The organism is Micromonospora sp. NPDC051924, from assembly GCF_055586005.1.
The window spans coordinates 64,532-79,312 of sequence record NZ_JBVJJA010000025.1; the positions used below are offsets into that span (position 1 = coordinate 64,532).

The 14,781-nt window shown below is 75.0% G+C and carries 14 protein-coding genes; 6 read left to right on the forward strand and 8 right to left on the reverse strand.

What is annotated here, in order from left to right; all coding sequences use genetic code 11:
- Positions 1-42: 42 nt before the first annotated feature.
- From ACZ6S5_RS20595 to ACZ6S5_RS20605, 3 genes are all read right to left on the reverse strand, one after another.
- Positions 43-987: an NAD(P)/FAD-dependent oxidoreductase gene (locus ACZ6S5_RS20595; protein WP_466002770.1), complete on the reverse strand. Its 945-nt coding sequence runs from the start codon at positions 985-987 to the stop codon at positions 43-45.
- 283 nt (positions 988-1,270) lie between these two features.
- Positions 1,271-2,050: an SDR family oxidoreductase gene (locus ACZ6S5_RS20600; RefSeq protein ID WP_466002674.1), complete on the reverse strand. Its 780-nt coding sequence runs from the start codon at positions 2,048-2,050 to the stop codon at positions 1,271-1,273.
- Positions 2,047-3,879 (reverse strand): glycoside hydrolase family 15 protein, encoded by a 1,833-nt coding sequence (locus ACZ6S5_RS20605; RefSeq protein WP_466002676.1) that lies wholly within the window; start codon positions 3,877-3,879, stop codon positions 2,047-2,049. The genes ACZ6S5_RS20600 and ACZ6S5_RS20605 overlap by 4 nt, the downstream gene beginning before the upstream one ends.
- A 120-nt stretch (positions 3,880-3,999) precedes the next feature.
- Between ACZ6S5_RS20605 and ACZ6S5_RS20610 the strand changes: the two genes are divergently transcribed.
- A complete protein-coding gene (locus ACZ6S5_RS20610; RefSeq protein WP_466002678.1) occupies positions 4,000-4,587 on the forward strand; it encodes a YflT domain-containing protein in 588 nt (195 codons plus the stop codon).
- A 52-nt stretch (positions 4,588-4,639) separates the two neighbouring features.
- On the opposite strand, the gene ACZ6S5_RS20615 is transcribed toward ACZ6S5_RS20610, so the two are convergent.
- Both ACZ6S5_RS20615 and ACZ6S5_RS20620 read right to left on the reverse strand, forming a co-directional pair.
- Entirely contained in the window at positions 4,640-5,224 is a 585-nt protein-coding gene (locus tag ACZ6S5_RS20615) for a DUF1684 domain-containing protein (RefSeq protein WP_466002680.1), read from the reverse strand.
- 78 nt (positions 5,225-5,302) lie between these two features.
- Entirely contained in the window at positions 5,303-5,830 is a 528-nt protein-coding gene (locus ACZ6S5_RS20620; RefSeq protein ID WP_466002682.1) for a GNAT family N-acetyltransferase, read from the reverse strand.
- A gap of 149 nt (positions 5,831-5,979) precedes the next feature.
- Between ACZ6S5_RS20620 and ACZ6S5_RS20625 the strand changes: the two genes are divergently transcribed.
- Complete coding sequence (locus ACZ6S5_RS20625) at positions 5,980-6,462, forward strand: MarR family winged helix-turn-helix transcriptional regulator (RefSeq protein ID WP_466002684.1); 483 nt, start codon at positions 5,980-5,982, stop codon at positions 6,460-6,462.
- 10 nt (positions 6,463-6,472) lie between these two features.
- Complete coding sequence (locus ACZ6S5_RS20630; RefSeq protein ID WP_466002686.1) at positions 6,473-7,462, forward strand: pirin family protein; 990 nt, start codon at positions 6,473-6,475, stop codon at positions 7,460-7,462.
- A 49-nt stretch (positions 7,463-7,511) separates the two neighbouring features.
- Here the strand turns inward: ACZ6S5_RS20630 and ACZ6S5_RS20635 are convergent, their stop codons facing one another.
- On the reverse strand, positions 7,512-7,640 hold the full coding sequence (locus ACZ6S5_RS20635) for a hypothetical protein (RefSeq protein ID WP_466002688.1): 129 nt from the start codon (positions 7,638-7,640) through the stop codon (positions 7,512-7,514).
- Between the two features lie 139 nt (positions 7,641-7,779).
- Here ACZ6S5_RS20635 and ACZ6S5_RS20640 point away from each other — a divergent pair, with 139 nt between their 5' ends.
- Positions 7,780-9,369, forward strand: a complete 1,590-nt coding sequence (locus ACZ6S5_RS20640; RefSeq protein WP_466002690.1) for a phospholipase D family protein — start codon at positions 7,780-7,782, stop codon at positions 9,367-9,369.
- Here the strand turns inward: ACZ6S5_RS20640 and ACZ6S5_RS20645 are convergent.
- Complete coding sequence (locus tag ACZ6S5_RS20645) at positions 9,318-10,073, reverse strand: hypothetical protein (RefSeq protein WP_466002692.1); 756 nt, start codon at positions 10,071-10,073, stop codon at positions 9,318-9,320. The genes ACZ6S5_RS20640 and ACZ6S5_RS20645 overlap by 52 nt on opposite strands.
- 344 nt (positions 10,074-10,417) lie before the next feature.
- Here ACZ6S5_RS20645 and ACZ6S5_RS20650 point away from each other — a divergent pair, with 344 nt between their 5' ends.
- Positions 10,418-11,242: a SigB/SigF/SigG family RNA polymerase sigma factor gene (locus ACZ6S5_RS20650; RefSeq protein ID WP_466002693.1), complete on the forward strand. Its 825-nt coding sequence runs from the start codon at positions 10,418-10,420 to the stop codon at positions 11,240-11,242.
- Positions 11,243-11,332: 90 nt separating this feature from the next.
- Here the strand turns inward: ACZ6S5_RS20650 and ACZ6S5_RS20655 are convergent, their stop codons facing one another.
- The gene (locus ACZ6S5_RS20655; RefSeq protein ID WP_466002695.1) at positions 11,333-12,064 is read right to left on the reverse strand and encodes a class I SAM-dependent methyltransferase; all 732 of its coding nucleotides are present in this window, start codon (positions 12,062-12,064) and stop codon (positions 11,333-11,335) included.
- Between the two features lie 95 nt (positions 12,065-12,159).
- Here ACZ6S5_RS20655 and hrpB point away from each other — a divergent pair, with 95 nt between their 5' ends.
- Positions 12,160-14,781 (forward strand): ATP-dependent helicase HrpB, encoded by a 2,622-nt coding sequence (gene hrpB / locus ACZ6S5_RS20660; RefSeq protein WP_466002696.1) that lies wholly within the window; start codon positions 12,160-12,162, stop codon positions 14,779-14,781.

The following is a 14,781-nucleotide window of genomic DNA, read 5'->3' on the forward strand; positions in this document are numbered from 1 at the left end:
ACCCCGCCCGGACCCGAGGGCGGCCGGCGGCCGGGACGCCGGTCAGCGACCGCCCGCGCGGCGGGCGGCCAGCGCCCGACCGAGGTCCCGGCCGGAGCGCCAGGCGCTCTGCACCCGGGGCCGCCCGAACGCGTCGCCGGCGAGGCCGATCCCGTCGTCGTCCAGGTGGTACGTCCCGTCGCCGCCCGCGACCGGCTTGGCGTACGTCCAGCGGTGCACGTGGGTCAGCTCGGCCGGCTCGGGCAGTCCGAGCAGGTCGCGGACCGCCTCCTCGATGGCCGGGGCGGCGGCGGTGGGCTGGAGCAGGTTGCCGGCGGCGAAGTCCGGGGTGGTGTGCGCGACCAGCACGGGTGCCCGGTCGCCGCGCCGGTCCCCGTCGTCGCAGACCAGGCCGAGCACCGGGTGGTCGTTGACGAACGCGCCGGCGAAGTCGGGCCAGCGGCGGGCCGGGAAGCGCAGCACCCCGGCCAGCGCCGACGACCAGCGTTGCCGGGCCACCGCCCGGGTCGCCGCCGCCAGCGCCGGGTCCAGCAGCAGGGCCGCCTGCGGGCCCGGCATGGCGAGCACCACTGCCTCGGCGGCCGAGCCGTCCACCCGGGGCCCCGGCTCGACCGTCATGACCAGGCGGTTGTGCGCCACGGGGAGGTCCCGGGCCAGGTGCTCGACCAGTGAGCGGAGCCCGTGCGGCGCCGCCCACCGGCCCGGACCGGGCGCGTCCTGCCGCCCGTCCGGCCCGTACGCCACGAAGGTGTCGGTCCACTCCCGCACCAGGCCGGCGGTCCGCCACTGCTCGACCACTGAGGCGAAGTCGGGGTCGTCGACGGTGAAGTACGCGGCGCCGAGGTCGGCGGGGCGGCCGTCGAAGCGTTTGCTGGCCATCCGCCCGCCGGTCACCCGGGCCCGTTCCCGCACCTCGACCGGGATGCCGGCGCGGGCCAGCTCGTTGGCGCACGCCACCCCGGCGATGCCCGCGCCGACCACCACCACACCCGCCCGGTCCGCAGTCACCCGATGATCGTATTCGGCCGCGGGCATGAAGAACGGAAGGCCCGGGTAGTGGTACACGTGTTCGAGGAAGGGGTGATCGTCATGGCCGACCGCACGGCTGGGCCCGCCGGTCGGTGGGCGCGCAGCTCCGGTCCGTCGTTGTTTGCCGCACACGCCCCCGCCAACCCTCCCGTCGATCATGAGGTTGGCGGCGGTCATGGAGATCGACTTCGCCGTCAACCTCATGATCGACCGGGGCGTGGGCGGCGCGGTCGGTCGATGGTCAGGCGCCCTGGCCCTGGTTCTGCATCAGGCCACCGTCCATGAAATACGTCGACCCGGTCACGTAGTCGGCGTCGCCGCTGGCCAGGAAGACCGCCACCTTGGCGATCTCCTCCGGCATCGCGGCCCGCTTCCAGGGGATGCTCTGCACCTGCTCCTCCAGGTACTTCGGGTCGTCGATGGCCCGCTGGTTGAACGGCGTGAGCACCATGCCCGGGCCGATGTTGTTGACGTTCATGTGCATCGGCGCGACCTCCAGCGCGAGGCTCTTGGCGAACTCGAGCATCGCGCCCTTGCTGGTGTCGTAGTCGGCGCCGCCGGCCCGGGCCACCTCCTGGTGGATCGAGGTGATGTTGATGATCTTCCCGCCGCCGCCCTGGTCCCGCCGGTGCCGGACGAAGCGGCGGGAGCAGAAGAACGTGCCGTAGACGTTGGTGCGGATGCACCGGTCCCAGGTCTCGGTGTCCAGGTCGGCCACCGGGATGCCGGAGGCGTCCACCCCGGCGTCGTTCATCAGGATGTCCAGCCGGTCGAACTCCGCGAGGGCCTCGTCGAACATCGCCTCGACCTGGTGTTCCACGCTGATGTCGCCCTGTACCACCACGGCCCGCCGGCCGGCCTTCTCGATCTCGGCCCTGGTGTGGTTCGCCCCGGCGTGGTCGTGCAGGTAGTGCACCACCACGTCGGCGCCCTCGCGGCCGAACTCGATGGCGGTGGCCTGGCCGATGCCCGAGTCCGATCCGGTGATCAGGGCGGTCCTGCCCGCCAGTCGTCCGGTCATCCGGGTGCTCCCTCCGTGATCGCCGTACCCGCCGGCACGGTCTGCCGGGCGGCGCCGCCGAGCCGTTCGGCGGCCTCGGTGATGTGCCCGGCGGCGTTGATCAGGCCGATGTGCGAGAACGCCTGCGGGAAGTTGCCGAGCTGCTCCCCGGTGGCCTGGTCGATCTGTTCGGCGTAGAGGCCGAGGTCGTTGACGCGGGCGGCGAGCTGCTCGAAGAGTCGCCGGGCCCGGTCCAGCTCGCCGGCCTTGGCCAGGCAGCCGACCAGCCAGAACGAGCAGATCACGAAGCCCGCGGGGTCGCCGTCCCAGCGCCGCAGCAGGCCGTCGCGGGAGAGCCGGCGCTCCACCACGTCGACGGTGGCGCGCATCCGGGGGTCGTCGGCCGGCAGGAAGCCGACCAGCGGCATGATCAGCACCGAGGCGTCCAGATCGTCGGAGCCGAGGGCCCCGGTGTACGCCCCGACCCGCTCGCTCCAGCCCTGGGTCAGCACCACCTCACGTACCTCGTCGCGGGCGGCGGCCCAGCGGGCGACGTCCTCGGCGTCACCGATCCGCGGCCCGAACCGCACGGCCCGGTCCAGCGCGGTCCAGCACTGCACCTTGGACGAGAGGTAGTGCCGCTCGGCGTCCCGGGCCTCCCACATCCCGGCGTCCGGGCGGCGCCAGTCCCGCACCGCCTGGTCGGCGAGGGCGTGCAGCAGGTGCCGGACGTCCGGCGACATCGGGTCGAGGTAGTGCCGCATCAGCCAGGCGGCGTCCAGGATCTCGCCGAGCACGTCGGTCTGCCGCTGCCGCCAGGCGTCGTTGCCGACGAAGACCGGCCGGCTGTCGGCGTACCCGGAGAGGTGGTCGAGCCGGTGCTCGGTGAGGTCCCGCTCGCCCTCGACGCCGTACATGATCGGCACGGGCTCGTCGCCGATCCGGCCCATCGCCCGGGCGACCCAGGCGAACTGCCGGTTCGCCTCGTCCGGGCAGGCGGCCAGCCAGAGCGCCTGCAGGGTGAGGCTGAAGTCGCGCACCCAGACGTAGCGGTAGTCGTAGTTGCGGTCCCCGCCCAACTCCTCCGGCAGCGAGGTGGTGGCCGCCGCGACGACCGCCCCGCTCGGGGCGTAGGTCATGCCCTGCACGACCAGGGCGCTGCGCCGCACCTCGTCCCGGTAGCACCCGTGGTACTCGTGCAGCCCGGCCCAGGACCGCCAGCCGGCCACCGTCCCGGCCACCACCTCGTCGGCGTCGGGCAGCCCGGGCGGGCCGCCGTCGTAGGTCGGCGCGTACCCGAGGGTGAAGTGGTGGGCGGTGCCGGCGCGGGCGGCGAACCGGCCGGACGCCATCCCGTCGCCGCAGGTCATCGGCACGTTGGCGCGCAACTCCAGGTGGCAGGCGCCGGCGGTCGCCTCGATCACCCCGTCGGTCTCGACAAGGTAGGCACGGACCCGGCCGTACTCGAAGCGGGGCCGGTACTCCACCCGCATCGGCACCTCGCCGGCGAGCCCCTCGACCACCCGGGCGAGGACCCGCGGCGACCGTGCGCCGACGTCGTGGCCGCGCGCGCCGGGCTCCAGCGCCAGCGCGTCGGTGACGGCCACCGCGCCGGTCCGGGTGGTGAACACGGTACGCAGCACCAGCGTGTCGACCAGGTAGGACTGTTCACTGGTGTACTCGCCCTCGGGCCGGATGCTCCAGTGCCCGGCGGTGTCGTCGAGCAGCCGCCCGAAGACCGAGGGGCCGTCGAAGCGGGCCGGGCACCACCAGTTCACCGCGCCGTCGCGGTCGACCAGCGCCGCGCTGCGCCCGTCCGCGAGGAACCCGTGGTCGTTGATCCGTGGCACGTTCGTGTCTACCCGGCCCGCCCGCCGGCATGCGCGGCGCGGGGTGCACGATCCGTCGTCCGGCACGCGTTACCGCTCGGGGGCGGTGGGAACGCGACGGGCTGACGAAGGAGGATGCTCATGACCAGACCCTCGACTCCGACCGCGGCCTGGCGACCCGGTATGCCGGGCGGCGACAACCTCCCGTCCGGTCCGGGCGGTCGACCGGCCGCGCCGAGCGGGGACGGTCACGGACCGCAGGCGGGTCCGCCGACTGTCACGATCGGGTCGTACCCGGACTATCCGTCCGCCCAGCGCGTGGTGGACTACCTGGCCGACAACCGGTTCCCGGTGGAACGGACGGCGATCGTCGGCACGAACCTGACCCTGGTCGAGACGGTGATGGGCCGGATGACCACGGGCCGGGCCGCCCTGGTGGGCGCGGGTACCGGTGCCTGGTTCGGCCTGTTCATCGGGTTGCTCTTCGGCATCTTCACCGTCGGCAACTGGGTCGCGGTGATCCTGGCCGGCCTGGTGATCGGCGCCATCTGGGGTGCCGTGTTCGGCGCGGTGGCGCACGCGATGAGCGGCGGCCAGCGCGACTTCACCTCGGCCAGTTCGCTGCGGGCCAGCCAGTACGCGGTCACGGTCGAGGCGGACGTGGCCGACCAGGCTCGCCAGTTGCTCGGCCGGATGCACCTCACGCCGACCGGCGCGACCGCCCGCTGACCGATCCTTCCCCGACGTCCCGGCGCGCCCGTCGCGCCGGGACGTCGCCGGTTCAGTGGTACGCCAGCTCGCCGGCCCGGATCGGCACGTCCACCCGGTTCTCGGGCGGGGCGAGCGGGCAGGCCCAGCGGTCGTCGTACGCGCAGCTGGGGTTGTAGAGGTAGTTGGCGTCGAGCCGGACCCGGCCGCCGGGCAGCATCGTCAGCCCCCGCCCGAACGTGCCCTTCACGGTGTCGGTGAGGTAGCGCCCGCCGCCGTAGCTCCCGGCGCCGCAGGTGGCGTCCCGCACCGGCAGGAAGAGCCCGCCCCCGTACGCCTCGATCCACCAGAGGGTGAGTGGTCCCCACGGCGTCTCGGCCACCGCGATCCGGCGGTACCGGACGACGCCGTCGGGGCCGCCGGTGTCGATGCTCTCGGTGCCGGTGGCGGGGCGCAGCGGCGCCTCCACCACGGCCGCCGGATCGGGTCGGTACCAGCGCGCCCCGGTGAACCCGGGCCGGTCGGCGGCCGGCAGCGGGCTGGCGGGATGGGTGCGGAACAGCTCGTCCCGGGCGGCCCGGAACCCGGCCAGGTCGAGGTCCGACAGGTACAGCCGGGCCACCTGTTCCCGCCAGTCGAGGACGTCGAGATCATCCATCCCTTGACCCTAGCCAGCAGCGCGAACCCGACCCGCGGAACCCCGCCAGGTGCCGTCGTCGGGCAGGCATGGCGCAGCTCAGCGGTCGGTGGCGAGCCGGGCGTGCAGGTGCTCGTCGTGCCGGCGCCCGTCGCCGTAGCGGTGGGATTCCCGCAGGACGCCCTCCAGCCGGTACCCGGACCGCTCGGCCACCCGGCAGGACGCCTCGTTGTCGACCGCGTGCCACAGCTGAACCCGGTGCAGGCTTAGCTCGCCGAAGCCCCAGGCGGTGAGGGCGGTGACCGCCCGGGACGCGACGCCCCGACCCCGGGCGGCGGCGGCCGTCCAGTAGCCCATCGCGGCGTTGCCATCCTGGATCTGGTGCAGCGACGCCGCGCCCAGCAGCCTCCCGTCGGTGGCGTCGGTGACGGCGAGGGAGACGTGGGTGCCGGAGCTCCGGTCGGCGCGCCGGCGCACCCAGGCGAGGGCCCGTGGCAGGTCGGTCACCCCCTGCGCGTTCCACCGGGCGATCTCGGGGTCGGCCAACTCCACCAGCACGGCCGCGGCGTCCCCGTCCCGCCAGGGGCGCAGCAGCAGGCCGGGGGCGGTCAGCTCGAGGTCCTCCACGGGGCGGAGTGTGGCACGGCCGGTCGGGCCGCCGCTCGCCGGGCATCAATTCAGATTTCAACGTCATCGTCGTCAAGCACCGTTGTCGCCCCGCTCACAGAGATGGCGAGCGGCTTGTTTAAATTTTAAGTAGTGCTACTCTTCAAGCCATGACGGAGAGCCTGGACAGCGAGCGGATGGCCTGCTGGCGCGCGTACATCGAATCCAGCCAGCGGCTCTTCACGCAGCTAGAGGACGACCTGCGCGCGGACAGCGAGCTGAGCTTCGCCGACTACCACGTGCTGGTGCTGCTCTCCGAGGCGCCGGGGCAGCGGCTGCGGATGGGTGAGCTGGCCGGGCGGCTGGTCTTCTCGCCGAGCCGGCTGACGTACCAGATCTCCTCGATGCAGAAGCGGGGCCTGGTCGCCCGCCAGTCCTGCCCGGAGGACCGCCGCGGCAGCGAGGCCGTGCTGACCGCCGCCGGCCTGCTGGCGCTGCGCGAGGCCGCGCCGCACCACCTGCGCTCCGTGCGTACCCACCTGATGGACGACCTCGACGACGCCGAGGTCGCCTGCCTCACCCGGGTCTTCGAGCGGCTCGGCCGGCGCCTGCGCGCCGACCGCGACGCGTCGTCCACCCCGGCCGACAAGTAAGGAGCCCGAGATGCCCGCGATCACCGTCGACGACGTCCTCGTCCTGCCCCGCCTGCCGCAGCTGGACGAGTCCACCACCGCCTTCCGGCCGGTCCGCCGGCTGACCACCGCGCCGAGTGGCTACGAGGGTGAGGGCTTCCCGGTCCGCCGGGCCTTCGCCGGCGTGCCGCTGACCGAGCTGGACCCGTTCATCCACCTCGACCAGATGGGCGAGGTCGACTACGCCCCGGGCGAGCCGAAGGGCACCCCGTGGCACCCGCACCGCGGCTTCGAGACGGTGACCTACATGATCGACGGGATCATGGACCACCAGGACTCGCAGGGTGGCGGCGGCACCATCACCGACGGCGACACCCAGTGGATGACGGCCGGCAGCGGCCTGCTGCACATCGAGGCGCCGCCGGAGCACCTGGTGATGAGCGGCGGCCTCTTCCACGGCCTCCAGCTCTGGGTCAACCTGCCCAAGGTGGCGAAGATGATCCCGCCGCGCTACCAGGACATCCGGGGCCGGGAGTCGGCGCTGCTCACCACGCCCGACGGCGGCGCGCTGGTCCGGGTGATCGCCGGGGAGATCGCCGGGCACCAGGGGCCGGGCTCGACCCACACCCCGATCACGATCGCGCACGTCACGCTCCAGCCGGGCGCGGAGCTGAGCCTGCCCTGGCGGCCGGACTTCAACGCGCTGGTCTACGTGCTGGCCGGTCGGGGCACCGTGGGCACCGACCGCCGGCCGATCCGCCTCGGCCAGCTCGCCGTGCACGGCCCGGGCGACGCGCTGCGGGTGACCGCGGACGCGAAGCAGGACGGCAACACCCCCGCCCTGGAGCTGTACATCATGGGCGGGCAGCCGATCCGGGAGCCCGTGGCGCACTACGGCCCGTTCGTGATGAACACCCGGGCCGAGCTGATCCAGGCGGTCGAGGACTACCAGGCCGGCCGGCTCGGCGTGATCCCGGCCGAGCGCCTGCCGCACACCGGCGGCGAGGGCGCGCGCCCCTGACCAGTGGACGACGGGCGTCCCGGCATAGTCCGGGGCGCCCGCCGGTGGTTCAGGAGACGGCGAAGATGCCGGCGACGCCGAGCAGCACCATCACCAAGACCGCGACCAGCGCCCCCCGCTCGCTCTCGACCGCCTGCTCGCGGTACTCGGTCACGGTGTTCGTGGTCTCGGCGTGCATGGTGTGGCCTCCTCGGTTCTCGTGCTCCAGGGGTGCGGTGGGGCCCCGCGTCCGAGCTGCGCCGGCCTGGGGCGGTCGGCGTGCAACCAGGTGTCGGGGGTCCTACCGTGAGGACGGTGTCGACCTCGGGAGGCTGGACGTGACGATGCGGGACTGGTTCCTCACCGCACAGGAACGCGCCAACCCAGGGTCTGAGTTACCCGTCTGGGCGACGGGAAACCTCGCCGAGCCGTTGATTCACGGCGCCGCCTACTTCGACCGGCTGGTCGAGGAGGTGACGGCGCTCAAGGCCGGCGACCATCTCTTCTTCACCGACTGGCGGGGCGATCCCGACCAGCTGATGCGCCCCGACGGCCCGACCGTGGTGCAGCTCTTCGCCCAGGCCGCCCAGCGTGGGGTGATCGTCAAGGGCCTGATCTGGCGCTCCCACCTCGACGCGCTCTCCTACAGCGAGGCGGAGAACCGTAGCCTCAGCGAGGCGCTCTGCGCGGCCGGCGGCGAGGTGCTGCTGGACCAGCGGGTCCGGCGCGGCGGCTCGCACCACCAGAAGCTGGTCGTGCTGCGCCACCCGGACGACCCGTCCCGCGACGTGGCGTTCGCCGGCGGGATCGACCTCTGCCACAGCCGGCGGGACGACGCCGCGCACCACGGCGACCGCCAGGCGGTCGCCATGTCCCCGAGGTACGGGCCGCACCCGCCGTGGCACGACGTCCAGCTCGCCCTGCGCGGCCCGGTGGTCGGCGCGTTGGACACCACGTTCCGGGAGCGGTGGACCGACCCGATGCCGCTGGACTCGGAGAACCCGCTGGCGTACCTGCGGGACCGGCTGCGCGGCGCGGACCTCAGCCCGGACCCGCTGCCCGACCAGCCGGCCGACCCCCCACCCTGCGGCCCGCACCAGATCCAGGTGCTACGCACCTACCCCGCGGTCCGGCCGCGATACCCGTTCGCCCCGGACGGGGAGCGGACGGTCGCCCGTGGCTACACCAAGGCGGTCCGCCGGGCCCGCCGGCTGATCTACCTGGAGGACCAGTACCTCTGGTCGACGGAGGTGGCCGACCTCTTCGCCCGGGCGCTGCGCGAGCGTCCGGAGCTGCACCTCGTCGCGGTGGTGCCGCGCCACCCGGACGTCGACGGCCGGCTGGCGCTGCCCCCGAACCTGGTGGGCCGGGAACAGGCCATCTCGCTGTGCCAGCGGGCCGCCCCGGGACGGGTGCACGTCTTCGACGTGGAGAACCACGAGGGCACCCCGGTGTACGTGCACGCCAAGGTCTGCGTGGTGGACGACGTCTGGGCCAGCGTGGGCAGCGACAACTTCAACCGCCGCTCCTGGACGCACGACAGCGAGCTGTCCTGCGCGGTGCTGGACGAGACCCGGGACGAGCGGGCACCGGCCGATCCGGCCGGGCTCGGCGACGGCGCCCGGCGGTTCGCCCGGGACCTGCGGCTGCGGCTGTGGCGGGAGCACCTGGACCGGGATCCGGACGGCGGGGAGGACCACGACCTGCTCGACCCGGCGGACGCGGTCGCGGCAATCACCGGGGCGGCCGAGGCGTTGGAACGTTGGCACGCCTCGGGGCGTACCGGGCCCCGGCCGCCGGGGCGGCTGCGGCCGCACCAGCCGGAACGGTTGCCCTGGCGGACGCGGCTCTGGGCGTTGCCGGCCTACCGGCTGGTCTACGACCCGGACGGAAGGCCGCTGCGGGCGCGGCGGGCGGGCACCTGGTGAACCGGCGCGGGCAGGTCGTCGGCCGGCACCGGCTCGTCCAGCCGGTTCGGCCGGGCCGGGTACGCGAACGACACCCGGGGCGAGTAGAAGCCCCAGCAGACGTGCAGCGGGTTGGCCGGGCGTAGCGGGTAGACCGGGTGGTCCGGGGCGAGGAACTCCACCGACTCGATCTCGAACGGCGACACCGGCTCGGCGACGTACGGGTAGTCGGCCACGATCAGTTCGCCGTGGCGCGCGGTCAGGTAGCGGTGGTGCCCGTTGTGCGCATCGGTGCCGGTGTGCCCGACCTGGCCGGTGACCCGGATCAGCGGGCGGCCGTCGGCCCGGGTCTCCGTGCTGAGCCGCCCGCTTCGCACCGCGACGCACGTCTCCCCGGCTGCCGCCGGGGCGCCGCGGGCGGCGGCGTACTGCCGGACCAGGGGGCTGGACGCGAGGTAGTGGGTCCACCAGCCGCCCGGGGTGTGCCCGTCGGGCGGGTCCTGGTCCTCCAGCGAGACACCCAGGAAGGTGAGCGAGTATGGGCCGAAGCCGGAGGTCTGGCACCCGTCGTCCACCACGTACTGACAGAGGAAGACCTGACGGTCCGCTCGGGCGCGCAGGCCTGCCGGGACGAGCGCCACGACCGCCTCGGGATCCGCCGGCAACCAGCTGAACAGCAGCGTCGGGGCGTTGACGACGAGTTGCGGGGCGGCGGGATCCAGCACGGTGCCTCCGTAGACATGTACACAGGGGACGCTACGGGCGGTCTCGTCAGCGGAACAACGACGGAAGGCCGACACTGCGCGCCGATTGTCGGGTTTCCCATTGACCGGTCGGCCGGCCGCCATCACCGTCCGGGCGGCCCGGGATGGGCCCATCGGAGAGCGATTCACGAAGGCTTTTGTGGCAGATTCTGGACGTTGATGCCCGGACACGGCTTAAGTACATCGTACTTTCGGCTAGATTTCGAAGAGCCGATCGGGTTAAGGTGGCTTCCGAACGGACCACCAGAACCTAAACCGAAGCGTCACGTCTTTTTTCCGCGGACGAGGTGCAGGGAGGACCACCCATGACCGCGAAGACCATGACCGAACAGGCGGCCGCCGCGCCGTCCACCTCCGCGAAGCTCGACCCGCGGGCGCTCACCGACAGCGCCGCCGACCTGCTCCACGCGATGGCCGCCCTGCCCACCAACCACCCGTCGCGCCCGGCGCTGCGGGACAAGGCGATCGAGGCCTGGCTGCCGCTCGCCAACCACCTCGCCCACCGCTACAGCGGCCGGGGCGAACCCACCGACGACCTGGCCCAGACGGCCGCGGTCGGCCTCATCAAGGCGATCGACAAGTTCGACCCCACCCGGGGCGTCGACTTCGCCGGTTACGCCATCCCGACCATCATCGGCGAGCTCAAGCGGCACTTCCGCGACCGCACCTGGGACATCCGGGTGCCGCGTCGCCTGCAGGAGCTGCGGCTGGCGATCTCCGACGCCAACAGCTCGCTGCTGCAGACCCTCGGCCGCTCGCCGACGGTCGCCGACATCGCCGCCCACCTCAACCTCACCGAGGAAGAGGTCCTGGAAGGGCTGGAGGGCGCCCGCGCGTACAACGCGGTGTCGCTGTCCACCCCGACCGGCGACGGCGACCGGGCGACCGAGTTGGGCGACATGCTCGGCGGCGAGGACTCCGAGTTCGAGCTGGCCGAGCTGCGGGTGGCGCTCGGCCCGGCGCTCGCCACGCTCGACGAGCGCGAGCAGAAGATCCTCACGCTGCGCTTCTACGGCAACCTGACCCAGTCGCAGATCGCCGATCAGATCGGCGTCTCCCAGATGCACGTGTCCCGGCTGCTGGCCCGGGCACTGACCAAGCTGCGGGGGCAGCTGGACGGAACGTACTAGGGGGTGGAGACGATGGCCGGGTCGGCGGGCCCGGCCATCGTCGTGTCCACGCGGGCCCGGTCGGTGGTTCACCGACCGGGTCGTTCCGTCTCAGCGCAGCACGAGCAAGTCCAGCACGTCGACCACCGGGGCGTCCGGTGTCCGCCCCGCCGCGGCGCGCAGCCGGCGCAGGCCCCGGTCGTAGTCGGCGTCGTCGAGCAGGGCCAGCGGGGTGTGTGCCGCCCGGCGCAGCCCGTGCGCGGCGTCCCGCAGTGACCGGGCGCTGACCTGCGGCACCGGCGTCAACGCCACCGGGGCGAAACCGGCCGGCTCGAACGCGGCGCAGACGTCGGCCACCGAGGGATAGCCGTCCACCACCCGCAGCGCCTCCGGGAACCAGCGGAACAGCGTGACGCCACCGCCGCGCCCCGCGAAGACCGACCGGATCAGCACCGGCGCGCCGGGCCGCAGCACCCGCCGCAGCTCGGCGGCGACCGCCGGCAGGTCCGACAGGTGGTGCACCACGGTGGAGAGCCAGGCGCCGTCCAACCCGGCCGCCGCGATCGGCAGCGCCTCCGCCCGCGCGGCCACCATTTCCGGGTACGCCGAGCGGGCCCGCATGGCCGCCGCCGGTTCCACCGCCACCACCCGCACGTCGTACCAGGACCGGAAGGCGGTCGCCCAGGCGCCGGTGCCGGCCCCGAGGTCGAGCAGCCGGGCACCGGGCCCGACCGGCAGGTGCCGGGCGACCGCGGCCCGCCAGCTCGCCAGCCCCGCGGCGGGCAGGTGCCGGGTCGCCGCGAAGGCGGCGGCGGCCGGGTCGCCGTACGCCATCATCGCCATTCCGTCACCCTCCGCCATCCAACGGTGACGGTCAATGTGAGAAGCGGAACAGGGGGCCGGCGGCCGACCCGGGCCGCGGGTGCGAGAGTGGGTCCGTGCTCTCCGACGTACCCCTCGACCTGCCGGTCCGGCCGGTGCTGCCGGCGCTGGTCGGGGCGCTGCGCGCGGCCGGCGCGGCGGTCCTGGTGGCGCCGCCCGGCACCGGCAAGACCACCCTCGCCCCGCTCGCGGTGGCCGACGAGGTGGCCGGCCGGGTGGTGATCGCCCAACCCCGGCGGGTCGCCGCCCGGGCCGCCGCCCGCCGGATGGCCGCCCTGCTCGGCGAGCGCGTCGGCGGCCGGGTCGGGTACGCCGTACGCGGCGAGCGGCGGGTCGGCCCGGACACCCGGGTCGAGGTGGTCACCACCGGGCTGCTGGTCCGGCGGCTGCACCACGACCCGGAGCTGCCCGGGGTGGGCGCGGTGCTGCTGGACGAGTGCCACGAGCGGCAGCTCGACGCCGACCTGGCGCTCGCCTTCGCCGTGGAGGCCCGCGGCGCGCTCCGGCCGGACCTGTGGCTGCTGGCCATGTCGGCCACCCCGCAGGCGGACCAGTTCGCCGCGTTGCTCGGCGGGGCGGCCGGACCCGCGCCGGTGGTCCGCGCGGAGGCGGCCCTGCATCCGGTGGCGCGGATCTGGGCGCCGCCGCCCCGGCCGGTCACCGCGCCCGGTGCCGGCCGGGTCGACCCGGGGCTGCTCGACCATGTGGCGGCCACCCTCCGACGGGCGCTGCGCGAGCGGGACGGGGACGTGCTGGTCTTCCTGCCCGGGGCCGGCGAGATCAGCGCGGTGGCCGGCCGGCTGGCCGACCTGTCCAACTCCGTCGCCGTGCTGCCGCTGCACGGCCGGCTGCCCGGGGCGGCCCAGGACGCCGCCCTCCAGCCGGCGGATCGGCGACGGGTGGTGCTGGCGACCTCGGTGGCGGAGAGCAGCCTGACCGTGCCCGGTGTCCGGGTGGTGGTCGACGCCGGGCTGAGCCGGGTGGCCCGGACCGACCTGGCGCGGGGGCTGGGCGCGCTGGTCACCGTGCCGGTGTCCCGGGCGGCGGCCGCCCAGCGGGCCGGCCGGGCCGGCCGGGAGGCCCCCGGGGCGGTCTACCGGTGCTGGTCGGAGGCGACCCACGCCCGGCTCGCCCCGCAGCCGGAGCCGGAGATCGCCACCGCCGACCTGACCGGGTTCGCCCTGGAGCTGGCCGCCTGGGGCGACCCGGACGGCAGCGGGCTGGCGCTGCCCGACCCGCCGCCGCCGGCCGCCCTCGCGGTCGCCCGGGAGACGCTCACCACGCTCGGCGCCGTGCACCCGGACGGTCGGATCACCGCGCGGGGGCGGGCCGTCGCTGCCGCCGGCACCCATCCCCGGCTGGCCCGGGCGCTGCTGGACGGCGCGGAGCGGGTCGGCGCCGACCGGGCCGCCGAGGTGGTCGCCCTGCTCGCCGAGGAGACGCTCGGTGGGGCGGGCGACGACCTCACGGCGCTCTGGCGGCGGCTGCGCGCCGGCGCCGACCCGGCCGCCACCGCCCGCTGGCGCGCCGAGGTCCGCCGGCTGCGCGCGACCCTGCCCGTCCGGGTTGCCGGGGCCGGCCCGGGCGCCGCCGAGGCGCCGCCGCACGGCGCGACCCGCGACGCGGACCGGCCGCACCGGACCGCCGGGGCCGCGCCTCCGGCCCACGCCGGGCAGGGCGGGACCGCCGGGCACCGGCTGCCCGATGACCTGGCCGCCGGGTTGCTGGTCGGGCTGGCGTACCCGGAACGGCTGGCCCGAAGGCGGCCCGGCGGCTCCGCGTACCTGATGGCCGGCGGGACCGCCGCGGAGCTGGCGGCCGGGTCGGGGCTGGTCGGGTCGGCCTGGCTGGCGGTCGCGGTGGCCGACCGCTCCCCCGGCGCGCCGGCCGCCCGGGTGCGGCTGGCCACGCCGGTGGACGAGGCGACCGCGCGGGAGGCCGGCGGGCCGCTGCTGCGCACCGACCGCGAGGTCGGCTGGTCCGGCGGTGACGTGGTGGCCCGGGAGGTGGTCCGGCTCGGCGCGATCGAGCTGGTCGACCGGCCGCTGCCCGCGCCGGACCCGGCCCGGGTCGCCGAGGCCGTGCTGACCGGGTTGCGCCAGGGCGGCCTGGGCCTGCTGACCTGGACGCCGGAGGCGACCGCGCTGCGCCGCCGGCTGGCCTTCTGCCGGCAGGCGCTCGGCGACGAGTGGCCGGACGTCGCCGACCCGGCGCTGCTCGACGCCGCGCCCATCTGGCTGGGCCCGGAGCTGGCCCGCGCCCGCCGGCGGGCCGACCTGGCCCGGATCGACGTGACGGCGGCGCTGCGCCGGCTGCTCGACTGGCGGCAGGCCGGCCGGCTGGACGAGCTGGCCCCGGAGCGGCTCCCGGTGCCCAGCGGCTCCCGGATCCGGGTGGACTACGCCGACCCGGCCGCCCCGGTGCTCGCCGTCAAGCTCCAGGAGACCTTCGGCTGGCGGGACGCGCCGCGCATCGCCGACGGCCGGGTGCCGGTGCTGCTGCACCTGCTCTCCCCCGCCGGCCGGCCGGTGGCGGTCACCGCCGACCTGGCCTCGTTCTGGCGCACCGGCTACCCGCAGGTCCGGGCGGAGCTGCGGGGACGCTATCCCCGGCACCCGTGGCCGGAAGACCCGACCACGGCCGAGCCCACCCGGCGCGCCACCCCGCGCCGGCGCTGA

Excerpts from the sequence above, each read along its gene's own strand:
- ACZ6S5_RS20655 (WP_466002695.1), bottom strand. The coding sequence starts at position 12,064 with ATGGCGATGATGGCGTACGGCGACCCGGCCGCCGCCGCCTTCGCGGCG.
- ACZ6S5_RS20615 (WP_466002680.1), bottom strand. The coding sequence starts at position 5,224 with ATGGATGATCTCGACGTCCTCGACTGGCGGGAACAGGTGGCCCGGCTG.
- ACZ6S5_RS20650 (WP_466002693.1), top strand. The coding sequence starts at position 10,418 with ATGACCGCGAAGACCATGACCGAACAGGCGGCCGCCGCGCCGTCCACC.
- ACZ6S5_RS20625 (WP_466002684.1), top strand. The coding sequence starts at position 5,980 with ATGACGGAGAGCCTGGACAGCGAGCGGATGGCCTGCTGGCGCGCGTAC.
- ACZ6S5_RS20630 (WP_466002686.1), top strand. The coding sequence starts at position 6,473 with ATGCCCGCGATCACCGTCGACGACGTCCTCGTCCTGCCCCGCCTGCCG.
- ACZ6S5_RS20635 (WP_466002688.1), bottom strand. The coding sequence starts at position 7,640 with ATGCACGCCGAGACCACGAACACCGTGACCGAGTACCGCGAGCAGGCG.
- ACZ6S5_RS20600 (WP_466002674.1), bottom strand. The coding sequence starts at position 2,050 with ATGACCGGACGACTGGCGGGCAGGACCGCCCTGATCACCGGATCGGAC.
- ACZ6S5_RS20610 (WP_466002678.1), top strand. The coding sequence starts at position 4,000 with ATGACCAGACCCTCGACTCCGACCGCGGCCTGGCGACCCGGTATGCCG.